The sequence below is a fragment of the Paraglaciecola sp. genome (genome assembly GCF_039943935.1).
GTDB lineage: Bacteria > Pseudomonadota > Gammaproteobacteria > Enterobacterales > Alteromonadaceae > Paraglaciecola.
On record NZ_JBDUZQ010000024.1, the window covers coordinates 216,145 to 230,780 of the forward strand.

Consider the following 14,636-nt stretch of genomic DNA (forward strand, 5'->3'; position numbering starts at 1 on the left):
TGAATTCACGATTTGTGTTAACTACACTTGATATCTAAATCAATACAAAAATTGATTTCATGCAATATCTATCATTATCGTCCGCACTTAATTTAATTCAAGATGTAAAATTGAATCTTTCCTGAGGAATATTTTTTCTAAATGGTTGTTCATAAAGCATTAGTGGTTATAATCTCTTACAGATTTTAAGGTTAATACGCCTGACTTGGAGAATTTTGTGAAATTTAAATTGTTTTTATGCATGTGTGTAAGTGTATTTAGTATTTTTAGTGCTCAAGCTCAAGAAATGACTGAAGATGAAATAAAAGCTCGTATCGAACCTGTAGGTAAAGTGCATATTTCTGGTGCAAAAGCCGAAACAGCTTCAAGTGGCCCACGTTCTGGGGCAGACATATATGCCAAAGCTTGTGTCGCTTGTCATAGCATAGGTGTACTAGGTGCACCAAAATTACAAGACGCTGCAGATTGGAGTCCACGTTTAGAAAAAGGCTTTGATAGTGTTTGGCAAAATGCAATTAATGGTATCGGAGGCATGCCACCAAGAGGCACATGCAGCGACTGCACTGATGATGAAATAAAATCAGCGATTGAACATATGATTGAAGGTATTTAGATAAATACTTTTTATATCAAGAATTGTATAAATTTAGGTCACCTTAAGGTGGCCTTTTTGATCTGAATAGTTTACTTTTGACACAGTTCTTATATTGTATTCAACACAAAACTAATCTTATTAAATTTCCTAAATGATATCTGAAAATGTCACCAATGAATTGTCGCTAGAAGAACTGCGCGAGCTTATTCCTCAGCTACAAAAAATCACAAAGAAATATAAACGTTCTGAACAAGTTCAGAAATCGTTATTTGACATTTCTGAGTTGGCCAGTTCAATTAATGAGTTATCTAGTTTATACCCTGCCATACACGAAATCATCAGCGATTTCATGCCTGCTAAAAGCTTCTTTGTGGCTTTCTATGAAGAAGAAAATGAGTTAATTGATTTTGTTTATTTTGTTGATGAGTTTGACGAACAAATTATTAAGAAAGTATCTGCAGAGGACCTAAAACACAGCCTCACTGGCCATCTTCTGCGTACTGGTGAACATCTTTTTTTAACCAGAGAAAACCGTCAAGCCTTATTAAGTAACTCTACTATTAAAAGTATGGGGGCAGACTCTGTAGATTGGGTTGGAGTACCTCTGAAGCGAGGTTCACAAGTAATTGGAGCCATAGTAGTTCAGAGTTATGACGAGGCTGAGCGTTACTCTCATGAAGATTTAGAGTTGTTATTGTTTGTATCACAACACATAGTGAATTGCTTAGATCGCGTAAAAAGTCGAGAGTTGACCGAAAGAACGATTCGCCAACGAACCAAGCAAATGCGGCAAATAAATGAAGAGTTGCAAGAAGAAATAAGCGAAAGGCAAAAAGTCGAGGCATTACAGCAAGCTCTCTTTGAAATTTCAGAGTTATCAGCCTCCGTTGAAGGTAATATGGATGACTTTTATCGCACAATACATGACATCCTATCTCGATTAATTGGTGCTCCAAATTGTTATATCGCGTTAGTAGATAATGAAAATCAAATTCTTCACTTCCCCTATTATAAAGACGAAGTATACCCTCAAGTAAAATCTAGGCCCATAGGGTTAGGCGTTACTGAGTATATTATTCGTAATGGTAGTGCTGAATTAATAGACCCAACTAGAGTTAAACAATTAGTCGAAAATAATGAACTCGCAGTTGTTACTGCTAATAGTATTAGTAAGAAAATGACATCATTAATTGGTGTTCCATTAGTAGTAGATGGCATTATTTTAGGTGTGATCGCCGTACAAAGTTATGGCAATGAAAAGCGATATAATCTGCGAGACTTAGAGTTCTTACGTTATGTATCACATCACATAGCTGTGGCTTTAGAGCGAAAAAAGTACTCCGACAATATCCAAGCCTATAACCAACGTCTAACTAATGAAGTAAAACAAAGAACTGAAGAATTACACAGCACCAATGTATTTCTTCAAAAACAAATAGAAGAGCGCAAACAAGCACAACTGCAGCTTGAGCATGATGCTCACCATGACTCCTTAACAGGATTAGCAAACCGAGCATTGTTTAACACTCGATTAGATTTAGCATTAGCGAGTAAAAAGCGTTATTCATCACATAATTTTGCTGTGATCTTTATTGATTTAGATCGATTTAAGCAGATTAATGATTCTCTTGGGCATTATGCTGGCGATGAGTTTTTAAAAGAAGTAGCCCGCCGAATAAGCTCTTGTATTCGCGGACATGACTTATTGGCGCGCTTAGGTGGTGATGAATTCGTAGTGTTATTTGACAACTTCGAAACCGCCACTGATATTGAAGAAATCGCATCAAGAATAATTAAGTCCATTGCACAGCCATTTAATATCGAAAATAAAGATGTTTATTCTGGTGCCAGTATTGGTATAGCTTCAATCGAAAGTGGTTATCAAAAGGCAGATGAAGTGCTGAGGGATGCAGATGCCGCTATGTATCAAGCAAAATCACTTGGGCGTGGGCGCTATATTATTTTTGATAAAACCATGCGAGAACAACTACTTGAAGAGCTTGAAATAGAAGGCGATTTTAGAAAATTACTCCATGCAGATGCATTTGAAAATTATTCACAACCGGTATTTAATCTACAGAGTAAGCAAGCTATCTATGCCGAATGCTATATTCGTTGGGAACATCCCACTTTAGGTAGAATTAAACGTGAACAATACTTCCAACTTGCAGAGCAAAGTGGCTTAACTGTAGAGATGGATAAATTTATGTTAAACAAAGCATGTAATATTCTTCGCTACTGGGGGCTGAGTAATCATGATAGTGCTCAGAAAAGAAAGGTAGCCATCAACCTTTCGACTCACCATCTAACCCAAACTAGCTTGGCTAAATCTTTGATCGAATATATTAATAGCTGTGGTATTGATCCCAACAAATTAGTATTTGAATTTGATGAAAATGCGCTTAATCGTAGCTCTCTGTTTTTTTTACCCGCGATAAAAATATTAAAAAGAGCAGGCATAACATTAGTGTTAGATAATTTCGGCAGCGGATTGGCTTCTTTAAGCTACTTATATACCTATCCTTTTGACTACGTTAAAGTTGACCACCTTTTTGTAAAGAGTTTGACTCGATCTGAACGAAATCTAAAACTGTTAGAATCTTTGAAAGCTATTTCAGCGCATTTAAACTTCAAACTCATAGCAGGAGGTATTGATACAGAACAACAATACCAAGCATTGATAAATGCGAACTGTGAATTTGGGCAAGGTAAATATCTAGAAGCCTCAAGCCAAATAGATTTTTCTCAAAATTTAGATAAAGCAATATAAGCTTCAGAAGCAATACTTTTAACGTAGAGAGGCGTTATTTGTTCCCCATTAAGTTTCGCAAATTGGCAATACCCACTTGGGATTTTTTTTGTCTTTCTTCAGCTGAAACTTTAACCTTTTTTTGTTGCCACACTAAATCGTCTTGGGGCAGCTCATAAAGAAAGCGGCTTGGTTCAGGATTAATCACCTCACCAAATTGTCTGCGCTCTTTTACCAAGGTCATAAATAACTCTTTTTGGGCACGTGTAATGCCAACGTAGGCTAAGCGCCTTTCCTCATCGATATTTTCTTCATCTATGCTACTTTGATGGGGTAATAAACCTTCTTCCATTCCAACCATAAAGACATATGGAAACTCTAATCCCTTTGACGCATGAAACGTCATCAATTGAACCTGATCAGCTTCATCCTCATCTTCGCCTCTTTCCATCATATCTCTTAAAATAAAGCGATTAACCACTTCTTGCAACGTCATGGGTGGCTCGAGCTCATTGCCTTCTAACATGTCACTCATCCAACCAAATAGAGTACTTATATTAGCCATAGCCATTTCTGCTGCTTTAGGACTAGTACTCGATTCATAGAGCCATTCTTCATAACCCATTGCTTTAATCATTTCACGAATTGTGGCGATTCCATCACCACGAATGACCCGGTCTGACAGCTCCACAATCCATCGACTAAATTGCTCCACAGCAACTAACGCTTTTCCAGACAACACATCTTGCAGGTAGGGTGAAAATGCGGCTTCAAATATAGGCGTTTTATTTTGATTTGCGAGGTTGCCTAATTTTTCTAAACTGACTCTTCCAATTCCTCTGGTGGGTGTATTGATCACTCTGAGCAGCGCATTATCGTCATCTTGATTCACCAACAAGCGTAAGTACGCCATAATATCTTTAATTTCTGTACGCCCAAAAAATGACATTCCCCCACTTATTTTGTAAGGAATACGATTATTGGTTAATACTTTTTCAAAGACTCTAGACTGAAAGTTGCCACGGTACAAAATCGCATAATCTTTGTAATCTGTTCGCTTCATAAATTTATGAGCCATTAACTCAGCCACAACACGCTCAGCTTCATGGTCTTCATTTTTAGCGGTGATTACCTGTAGAGGCTCACCATAACCTAATTCAGAAAATAACTTTTTCTCAAACACATGAGGATTGTTTTGAATAAGAATATTGGCACAATGCAAAATTCGCTCTGAAGAACGATAGTTTTGCTCTAATTTTATCACTTTCAACTTAGGGAAGTCAGTTTGTAACAAAACCAAGTTTTGTGGTCGAGCGCCTCGCCAAGAGTAAATAGACTGATCGTCGTCACCAACAACCGTAAATCTAGCTCGCTCACCTACTAATAATCTTACCAATTCATATTGACTAGTATTGGTATCTTGATATTCATCCACCAGTAAATAGCGGATTCTTGTTTGCCATTTTGTTCTTACTGATTCATTGGTTTTTAGTAACAGTGTGGGAAGTAAAATTAAATCATCAAAATCGAGGGCATTATAAGCACGTAAATGATTATGGTAACGTTGATAAAATTCAGCATACTCCAACTCCCCTGGTGACAAGGTTTTACTCTTTAAATGTTCAGGCAGAATGAGATCGTTTTTCCAATTAGAGATGCAACTTTGTAATAATGACAACTGCTCTTTGTCACCATCTAATTCAACTTCTGTTAAATCCTTTAGCAAAGACAAACTATCTTTATCATCAAACAGTGAGAAACCCGGCTTTATGCCCAAGGATTTCACTTCAGATTTAATAATAGTGAGCCCTAATGTGTGAAACGTAGACACCTTTAAACCGCGCGCTTCTTTTTTACCAAGGGTTTGCCCAACCCGCTCTTTCATCTCTCGAGCAGCTTTATTGGTAAACGTTACGGCTGCTATATACCTTGCGGGCATCTGACACTCTCTAACCAAATAAGCTATTTTATTGGTTATTACACGGGTTTTACCACTGCCTGCTCCTGCAAGTACTAAGCAAGGCCCGGAAATAAAATTAACGGCTTCATTCTGACCGGGGTTAAGTTTCATGCTAGATTAAATGCCTAAAGGAGATAAAAGAATTAAAAGATGGTGATTATATTAAATAACGGGATTAACCCTTATTATATTGGTTTTTTATGCTCTCGCCCCAATTAATTTTTTAGAATACACTTTTTATTTATACACACCCAACTCAAAACAGCTACGAGAACCGCTATGTTAAACCCTAAAAAGTTAGAAGAACTTGCAAAACAAATCACCGAAGCCGTACCGCCAGGAGTTAAAACTATGGCCGAAGGCGCAGAATCTAAAGTAAAACAAGTATTACAAACCCAGCTTAGCCGTCTTGATTTTGTCAGCAGAGAAGAGTTTGATATTCAAAGTCAGGTATTAATACGTACTCGCGAAAAACTAGAAGCCCTTGAAGCACGTATCGCAGAATTAGAAAAAACTGAATAAAGCTTTTATAGTGCTTTAGAGGAGTTAGCCTACTCCTCTAAAACTTACAACCAATAATTCCAAACAATACCAATAGTGATAACCATTCCTACATAGTTATTATGTAAAAATCCTTTAAAACACAAGGCTCCATCTCTACTTTTAATAAGCCATTGTTGATAACCAAACAGACCAAATGATACGCCACAAGCCACAAAAAATGGCCAGCTAAAAGCTAAGTTTAGTCCAACTAACAACAACAAAAATAAACAGGATAATTGTAATAAGCCTATGATTACTTTGTCATAGTTACCAAAGAATATAGCCGTCGATTTTATTCCTACTTTAATATCGTCTTCTTTATCAGCCATGGCATATTCAGTGTCATAGGCTACGGTCCAACACAAGTTTGCTAAATACAAAGCCCAAACGGTCCAATTTAATGGTTCCTCCGATGCCACAAAAACCATAGGTATAGACCACCCAAATGCCGCACCCAATACCACCTGAGGAAAATAAGTATAACGTTTCATAAAGGGGTATAAGGTGGTTAACAACAAGGCACCAAACGACATAAAAACTGTTTGCCAGCTAAGTGTCAGCACCAAAACTAAAGCCACCAATAATAGCAAAATAAACAAACCTAAAGCCTGCTTTGTACTCACCTCACCGGTTACTAAAGGCCGAGTAGAGGTTCTTGCTACTGCACCATCGACTTTTCTATCTGCATAATCGTTAATAACGCAACCAGCAGATCGCATTACAACTGCGCCTAGTACAAACACAATCAATAAATGTAGCTCTGGCACTCCCTCAGCTGCAATCCATAATGACCACAAACATGGCCATAACAATAAATAAATTCCAATCGGTTTATCAGCTCGCATTAGTCGCCAATATCCACTCAATTTAGCCATTAATAGCAATGTTCCTTTGTTTGTACTCAGAAAAGAGGGTTTATAATTGAATGATCATAACAAGGGCATCCCATAGACTGAAGTAAATCACAGTTTATCTAGCTCAAAAATTAATTGGATGTTAAGCCCTGTATCTATATTTTACTATTATGCTTTTACTTAAAAGTTGTTAAACTTCGTTTAAATTTATTGCCTAAAGAAGATATACCTAATATGAAAAAATCACTGTTGATAATGGCCAGTTTATTAATTCTTATGGGTTATCAAGGTTCTATATTTGCGCAAGATCAAGTACGTAAAACCTATGCCTATTTCAGCTTAGAGCCAGATATTGTGACTAACTTTTTGAACTCGAATACAAGCTCAAGAAAGTTAGGATATGTAAGGCTGTCCATTGAGTTAATGTTAAATGATCCTGAATATCTTGAAGCGGCGGAACATCACTCACCTCTATTAAAAGCAGCAATAATCGATATTTTTGGCCGTCAACCCGCAGAAAAAGTAACCTCACTAACTGGTCGTGAAGACATTCGTCGTACTTGCTTAGAAACACTGCGAGAACTAATGCTCAGAGAAACAGGCTCTGAAATGATAAATGAAGTCATTTTTACTAAATACATTCATCATCAAGGTTAATTGTCTGTCTGTTTGGAGGATCTAAACACTAAACCCCAAGCAAACAAACAACCACAAATGAGCCCTGCAGTATGTGCAGTGTTGGCCATATGAACCGGTAATATATCCAAGTAGCCAACCAGTAACCAAACCAATAAAAAGCCTATCATAGGCTTGGGTAACGATATCCCCCAAGACGGCTTTAACCACCCTAACCACCAAACACAACCAACCAACGCATAAACAACCCCAGACAACCCACCAAAACTAGGTCCACTCACTATTAATTGAGCGACGTTTGATATAAGTGCAGACAAAGTAAATAAAAACACCAAACCACTAGAACCGAAAGTACCTTCTAATTGTTTACCTAACATCCACCACCATAATAAATTAAAGGCAATATGCATCGCTGAAAAGTGAATCAAAGCAGGCCCTAACAAACGCCACCACTGGCCATTAACAACTAATTCAGAAAGGGGTTCAATTTGTAACCAAGCATAAGGGGTGCTGATACCTATCATGGCTAAACAATAAAAAACAATGCAAACAACTAGCACGCTCGAGGTGAATGGCGATCGGATGAGACCCAATAAAATATTATCAACTGAAAATGATGGGTCTTGAGCCAAAGTTACCGACTCTCCTGCACGCCAAGCAGCGCTTTGATACTTTGCATTACTAGGGTCTAACACGAATTCTTCTGCGATGACTTTAGCGTTGTCTAAATCAGCGGAGTCAACCAGCATTACACCATGGGCATAATCATTCTCAAGCTTGCAATACTCCACGCGAATACCTTGTTCTTTCAAGTAAAGGCTGAGTAACCGTGCAGGCTGCTCTTTAGAAAAAGCGACGAGCTTAGTGTGGGTATTCAAAATACCTTAACGTTCCTTTGAAGTTTCAAATGGTTGTATTTGGCGCCATGCTTCAAAACCACCATCCAAGCTATACACTTCTTCAAAACCTTGGTGTATTAGAAATTGTGCAGCTTGCTGACTACTATTACCATGATAGCAACATACAATGACTGGGGTTTCAAATTCAACACCAGATACAAAACTATTTAAGGTGCCATTGGTCAAATGTACAGAGCCCTTTATGTGCCCTGCAGCAAAAGAAGCCTCATCACGTATATCGACACATTCAACCCCACCATTTGCCAACTTTTGTTGTGCTTCTTGTACAGAAATATGAGCAAATTGCTCCATTTAAATTACTCCAATAAATAACAATCTAGGCAGTTTACATCTGCCAATTTAAAATAACCTTCCCCGATTGGCCAGACCCCATAACATCAAACCCTTTTTGAAAGTCGTTTATTGAAAACTCATGGGTAATAATAGGTGTTAGGTCTAAACCACTTTGAATCAAGCTGGCCATTTTATACCAGGTTTCAAACATTTCACGGCCATAAATTCCTTTAATCACTAAGCCTTTAAAAATCACCTGATTCCAGTCAATAGCTACATTTTCGGGCGGAATACCCAACATTGCAATTTTGCCACCATGATTCATGTTTGCAAACATATCACGTAAAGCAGTCGGCGCCCCCGAAATCTCTAAGCCTACATCAAACCCTTCATTCATCCCTAATTCTTTAGTCACATCTAAAAGAGACTCAGAAGCCACATTCACCGCTCTAGTTGCCCCCATAGTTTTAGCTAAATTTAAACGATAAGGATTGATATCGGTGATCACCACATTACGCGCTCCAACATGTCTAGCAACCGCAGCGGCCATAATGCCAATAGGACCAGCTCCTGTGATAAGTACATCCTCTCCTACCAAATCAAAAGACAAAGCGGTATGCACTGCATTCCCAAAAGGGTCAAAAATTGCAGCTAAGTCACTAGAAATATTATCTGGAATTTTAAAAGCATTAAAAGCCGGTATAACTAAATATTCTGCAAAAGCGCCCTGCCTATTAACTCCAACCCCTGTCGTATTACGACATAAATGACGACGGCCTGCCCTGCAATTACGACAATGGCCACAGGTAATATGCCCCTCGCCAGAAACGCGGTCACCAATATCAAATCCTTTGACTTCTTGACCCATTTCAACAACTTCACCCACATATTCATGCCCTATAATCATAGGTATTGGAATAGTCTTTTGGGACCATTGATCCCAGTTATAAATATGCATATCTGTACCGCAAATAGCAGTTTTGTTTATTTTAATTAACAGGTCGTTATGACCACATACTGGGACATCTGAATCTGTTAGCCATAAACCTGATTTGGGATATAATTTAGCTAACCCTTTCACCCGACTACTCCTAGCTCTTTGCCCACCTCAATAAAGGCATCTACTGCAATATCTACTTGCTCAAGGGTGTGAGCTGCAGACATCTGGGTACGGATCCTTGCTTGGCCCTTTGGTACAACAGGAAAAGAAAAACCAACCACATAAATGCCTTTTTGCAACATTTTCTCTGCCATATCACTTGCCAGCTTAGCATCACCCAACATAACGGGAATAATGGCATGATCTTGCCCAGATAAAGTAAAACCAGCTGCTGACATTCGCGCTCTAAAATGCTCACTATTCAACCTTAATTGTTCACGTAATTCCCCTCCTTGAGCCATCATTTCGAATACCTTAATTGAAGCTGAAACAATAGGGGGAGCAACAGAATTAGAAAATAAGTAAGGTCGCGAACGTTGACGCAACCATTCGACCACTTCTTTTTTCCCAGAAGTATACCCACCAGAAGCTCCGCCTAGGGCCTTACCTAAAGTACCGGTTAAGATATCCACTCGCCCCATCACGTCACAATATTCATGACTACCTCTGCCTTGCTCACCAACAAAGCCGGTTGCATGGCAATCGTCAACCATAACTAAGGCTTGATACTTATCTGCAAGGTCACAGATCGTCGCTAAATCAGCAATCACACCATCCATCGAAAACACACCATCGGTGGCGATAACTTTGGTGCGCACTCCGTCTTTGTCAGCTTGAATAAGTTGCGATTCTAACGCCTCCATATCATTGTTAGCATATCGATAACGTTTTGCTTTAGATAAACGCACCCCATCAATAATACTCGCGTGGTTAAGAGAGTCAGAAATGATCCCATCATTTGCATCTAAAATGGTTTCAAACAAACCACCATTTGCATCAAAACAAGAGGGATAAAGTATGGTGTCTTCGGTGCCTAGAAAGGTAGATATTTGCGTTTCGAGTTTTTTATGAATATCTTGAGTACCACAAATGAAACGTACAGATGCCATCCCAAAACCGTGGTCATCTAAGCCCTGTTTTGCCGCCTCAATTAACTCAGAATGGTTAGCTAACCCAAGGTAGTTATTGGCGCAGAAATTAAGTACCTGCTGGTTATTAGTAACGCTGATGTCAGCCTGTTGGCTTGAGGTAATAACTCTTTCACTTTTGTACAAACCTTGCTCTTTGACTTCAGATAATTGCACAGCTAAACGTTGATAAAACTTATGCTTCATGAAAAATCCTCGAGAGAAAATGATAAAGTGAAGATGATATATATTTGGAGTTTAAAATGGAATTTAAGAGCAGAACTGTTACTCATCATAGAGCAAAGATTCTTATACACTTTTAAAAATTATAGAACTCAAACAGAAGCCATTCTGCTCTTAAATTTCATGATATGACAAAGCGAAATAAGATTATTAAGGCTTAGAGATTTTATCTAAGTCATCCCACACACCGCTTTTCAACTTATAAGGCAGGGATAAAAATAAGTCCCTTTCAGGTATAGGCCTAGATATAAAATACCCCTGTCCGATTTCACATTTAAGCTGCGATAACAATTTAAACTGCGCTGAAGTCTCAATCCCCTCGGCTACCACTTTCATACCTAAGTTTTGCACCATGGCAATGGTAGAAGACACTATCTGCATATCCGCACTGTTATCATTCATACCAGACACAAAGCTTCGGTCAATTTTAATAATATCTACTGGCATCTGTTTTAAATACGATAAAGAGGAGTACCCTGTACCAAAATCATCAATAGAAAAGATAAACCCCATATCTTTAAGTTGTCTCATCGTATCTAATGTATGCTCTATATCCGCCACAACTGTTCGTTCGGTTAGCTCTAGCTCTATTTGAGAAGGACTGCGCCTAAATACCCTTACTTGCTCACGCAAAAACGGTAACAGATCAGGATCTAAAAACTGGCTTGCAGATAAATTAACGGCAATTTTTAAACCTGGGTGGCCTAGCTCATCAAGTTTTTGCAGAATTTCAAAGGTCTTTTTTAATCCCCAATAACCAATTTTCAACATATTCTCAGAGCTTTCAATCAAGGGAATAAACTCATCAGGAGGAATAAAGCCTCGTTGAGGATGAACCCATCGCAATAACGCTTCAAAGCCAATTAACTTGCCGCTATCAATATTCACTTGAGGTTGTAATGCAAAACTAAACTGACTTTGGTCTAAAGCATTGCGCACTTCATTCTCTAACTCAACTTTACGTAGTACAGCAGTCAACATATTGTTGGTAAAAGTACTGTACTGACCGCCACCACTATCTTTTGATGCGTACATAGCAATATCTGATTGCCTGACTAAATCATCGACTAATATATCTGCATTATTGGTGCTGGTAATTCCTATACTGCAAGAGCTATAAAACAACAGCTCCTCAACAGCAATAGGCTCTCTCAAACTTTCAATAATTTTAGCGGCCAAAATAGGGGCACCTTCCATCATGGCTTTCTCAACAAACACCATTACAAACTCATCACCACCAAATCGAAACAGCATGTCAGAGTCACGTAAACTTCCTCGAATTCGCCGCGCAGCCTGTGCCAAAAAGCTGTCCCCCATTTTATGGCCGTGGGTGTCGTTTATTTTTCTAAATTTATCAAAATCTAAAAGCATCACTACGATCTTGTTCGAGTCACGCCTTAATGACGCTAATTGTTTTTTAAGCTGATGATTTAACATGTTACGGTTAGGTAAACCTGTCAACCTATCGTACATCGCTATATTTTCAAGCTCTCTAGTGTTCAATTCTATCTTTCTATCCATTGACTCTAATTCATCAGCCAATAAACACGCTGAGTCTTGTAATAGTTCGATTTCATCAATAAAAAGGTGAGACTTTGCAAATTTAAAGGTACGAAATTGACGGTACTTTTTGCCGGCTAACAAGGGGAGTTGCGCAGCTAACAACAATAAACGCTTTCGAAACTGCATACTCAATAAAATTAACGTTACTGAACACAAAACGACTACTGAGATAGAAATAAAAAACACTTTATTTTGATAACGCCGATGCGCCAACGCCTGCTCACTAATATCACGCACAAACAAAAAATATGTTTGATTACCAAGTTCTGGGTCAACTGCGGTTAAACTTAACAAATATGCGCCTTGTTCATTTTCAAAACGATATCCACCATCCAACAACTCACTAATCTTTAGCTCAACGGGAAGTTGTGCAAGAATATTTTGTATATACTCTTGATTACTAAAACTAATAGGCATTTTAACTTTAAGGTTGACCAGATTTTCACTTTTATTAAATACAGAATCTGCACTCAAAATTGCCAATTTTGCGAATGTCGAACGATTAAGGGCTGCTAACGTTTCTATTAATGAACTACCAATGGATAAAATAAGCATATCCCCAGCATGAGTTAATACCGGCATCGTTATCAACTGCTGGCATTCATCTAGACAACGAATAAAAGACGAGGAAGACTGAGTTTTTAAGGCTTTTAAAGCGTCATTATAGATATAATCAGGGGTGCTTTTTGAAGTACTAAAATAGAGCTTTCCCTCCCCCCCTAGTAACCATAAATTATTAATGTGCCACTCAAACTGAAGATACTCAAACTCTCGCTCCATAAACGATGCTATATCACCGGCATTTTGAGAGTAATTAGCCTGAAAATGTAAAAAAGATTCAAACCAAGATTCTACTCGAGTTCTTAACATGTCCCTAATTAGTTGAACTTGTTGGCGGTCTTTATCATGTAATTTTTTCTGCTGAAACGCATAATTTTGATTGCTTTCACCGACCCATAAATATGTCAAAGAAATACTGGCAACCAACAAAAGAGTCATAAGCAAGCCCATGATTTTAAAGGGTAAACTCAAATATATACGCATATTCTAAAACCAATACATCACTTGTACTGCCCATACGGTCCAGTACTTGTTGTCGTTAAGGACAGTATCTGGCGTAAAGGTTGGAGCTAATCTCGCTGCCCCTTTTGCCCTATGATACTCTGCTTGTAATTGCATTTTTTCTGAAAGACTCCACGTAAGACCTAACGTTCCTTGGTCCATAAAACCGAAATAGTTTGGAATAGTGCCCTGACTCATTGAATTAATGAGGCGGCCACTTCTGTTTTCCCTATCTCTGTCATAAATGTCAATTCGAGCTAACAGTGTTAAGTCTCTCGATAAAAAATATTGACCTTGCACATATCCACCTTCACCAAAAATGTCACTATGAAAATTAGGAAACAATATACTATCTACGATAATTCTTTCCCGCATCAACTCAATTGCAATTTCATAGTTAGGCTGTTGATACAATATATTAAACATAAACCTCTGAGAGTTTTCGTTACCATTAACGAGAGTATCGTTGTCACCCTGCTTATAGCTAAATTCAGCGTCCAATAGCGCTACACCTATTTGTATATTGCTTAAAGATGGACGCCAATACACACTAAACTGCTTATCATTATCGTGTTTTAACTTGCCTTTAGCCGACCTTCCTAACAAATTATTTTTTTGTTCCGAACTAATTGGTGAAGTACCTAAGCTGAAATTAATATCCCACTCCCCAAGGCTATTATTCCCCTGAGTAACTAAAGCTAAGCCATCTACGCCAAGTGCTACATCCCTAAATGCATCAAAATATAATGACTGAGGTAAAATGACAGATGGCCTTGTGTGGGGTACATCACGTGTTGCAGAATACAACCAATGATAATTTTTGTTACGCCCTAATTGCGCTTTGATGCTCCACTGTTCACTATCATATAATTGCGATTCTAAAAACAAGTAGTCGACTCTAGCGCCTTGCTGATAACGATTACCACCATCTAAGTAAACAGCCTGACCTGCAAATCTAAAAGTAGAATTTAAACGATAAGTAGAATTAACCCCAACCTCTGTTAACTTAAAGGAAATACCTCCGTCATCTTCAACAAAATTAGACCCATCAGCTTGGGTGACACCTTGAGCTATAAACCCATTTATTTTCACCTCTCGGGCATCAGACAAGACTGTTACAAAACAAGCTACAAGTAGTATTGATAATCTGATTATTAACTGATCCATATCT

12 protein-coding genes are annotated in these 14,636 nt (G+C 38.2%); 4 read left to right on the forward strand and 8 right to left on the reverse strand.

Translation table 11 applies throughout. From position 1 onward, the window contains the following. The first annotated feature begins 217 nt into the window (after positions 1-217). Positions 218-613 carry a cytochrome c5 family protein gene (locus tag ABJD71_RS17510; RefSeq protein WP_348172515.1) on the forward strand — a complete coding sequence of 132 codons (396 nt, stop codon included), beginning with the start codon at positions 218-220 and terminating at the stop codon, positions 611-613. Positions 614-746: 133 nt separating this feature from the next. Continuing rightward, on the forward strand, positions 747-3,365 hold the full coding sequence (locus tag ABJD71_RS17515) for an EAL domain-containing protein (protein ID WP_348172518.1): 2,619 nt from the start codon (positions 747-749) through the stop codon (positions 3,363-3,365). A 34-nt stretch (positions 3,366-3,399) separates the two neighbouring features. Here the strand turns inward: ABJD71_RS17515 and rep are convergent, their stop codons facing one another. Further along, positions 3,400-5,415 (reverse strand): DNA helicase Rep, encoded by a 2,016-nt coding sequence (gene rep / locus ABJD71_RS17520; protein WP_348172521.1) that lies wholly within the window; start codon positions 5,413-5,415, stop codon positions 3,400-3,402. Positions 5,416-5,583: 168 nt separating this feature from the next. Between rep and ABJD71_RS17525 the strand changes: the two genes are divergently transcribed. Further along, complete coding sequence (locus ABJD71_RS17525; RefSeq protein ID WP_348113584.1) at positions 5,584-5,826, forward strand: accessory factor UbiK family protein; 243 nt, start codon at positions 5,584-5,586, stop codon at positions 5,824-5,826. A gap of 44 nt (positions 5,827-5,870) precedes the next feature. Here the strand turns inward: ABJD71_RS17525 and ubiA are convergent, their stop codons facing one another. Continuing rightward, positions 5,871-6,722: a 4-hydroxybenzoate octaprenyltransferase gene (ubiA, locus tag ABJD71_RS17530; RefSeq protein ID WP_348172524.1), complete on the reverse strand. Its 852-nt coding sequence runs from the start codon at positions 6,720-6,722 to the stop codon at positions 5,871-5,873. Between the two features lie 255 nt (positions 6,723-6,977). On the opposite strand from ubiA, the gene ABJD71_RS17535 reads away from it, so the two are divergent. Next, positions 6,978-7,358: a flagellar basal body-associated protein FliL gene (locus ABJD71_RS17535; RefSeq protein ID WP_348172669.1), complete on the forward strand. Its 381-nt coding sequence runs from the start codon at positions 6,978-6,980 to the stop codon at positions 7,356-7,358. Here ABJD71_RS17535 and glpG read toward each other — a convergent pair. From glpG to ABJD71_RS17565, 6 genes are all read right to left on the reverse strand, one after another. Beyond that, the gene (gene glpG / locus ABJD71_RS17540) at positions 7,355-8,215 is read right to left on the reverse strand and encodes a rhomboid family intramembrane serine protease GlpG (protein WP_348172527.1); all 861 of its coding nucleotides are present in this window, start codon (positions 8,213-8,215) and stop codon (positions 7,355-7,357) included. The genes ABJD71_RS17535 and glpG overlap by 4 nt on opposite strands. Before the next feature lie 6 nt (positions 8,216-8,221). Beyond that, the gene (gene glpE / locus ABJD71_RS17545) at positions 8,222-8,548 is read right to left on the reverse strand and encodes a thiosulfate sulfurtransferase GlpE (protein WP_348172530.1); all 327 of its coding nucleotides are present in this window, start codon (positions 8,546-8,548) and stop codon (positions 8,222-8,224) included. 34 nt (positions 8,549-8,582) lie between these two features. Further along, a complete protein-coding gene (tdh, locus tag ABJD71_RS17550) occupies positions 8,583-9,611 on the reverse strand; it encodes an L-threonine 3-dehydrogenase (RefSeq protein ID WP_348172533.1) in 1,029 nt (342 codons plus the stop codon). Continuing rightward, the gene (locus ABJD71_RS17555) at positions 9,608-10,804 is read right to left on the reverse strand and encodes a glycine C-acetyltransferase (RefSeq protein ID WP_348172536.1); all 1,197 of its coding nucleotides are present in this window, start codon (positions 10,802-10,804) and stop codon (positions 9,608-9,610) included. The genes tdh and ABJD71_RS17555 overlap by 4 nt, the downstream gene beginning before the upstream one ends. Positions 10,805-10,990: 186 nt before the next feature. Next, positions 10,991-13,402 (reverse strand): bifunctional diguanylate cyclase/phosphodiesterase, encoded by a 2,412-nt coding sequence (locus ABJD71_RS17560; RefSeq protein WP_348172539.1) that lies wholly within the window; start codon positions 13,400-13,402, stop codon positions 10,991-10,993. A gap of 48 nt (positions 13,403-13,450) precedes the next feature. Further along, positions 13,451-14,632: a TonB-dependent receptor gene (locus ABJD71_RS17565; protein WP_348172542.1), complete on the reverse strand. Its 1,182-nt coding sequence runs from the start codon at positions 14,630-14,632 to the stop codon at positions 13,451-13,453. Positions 14,633-14,636 lie beyond the last annotated feature (4 nt).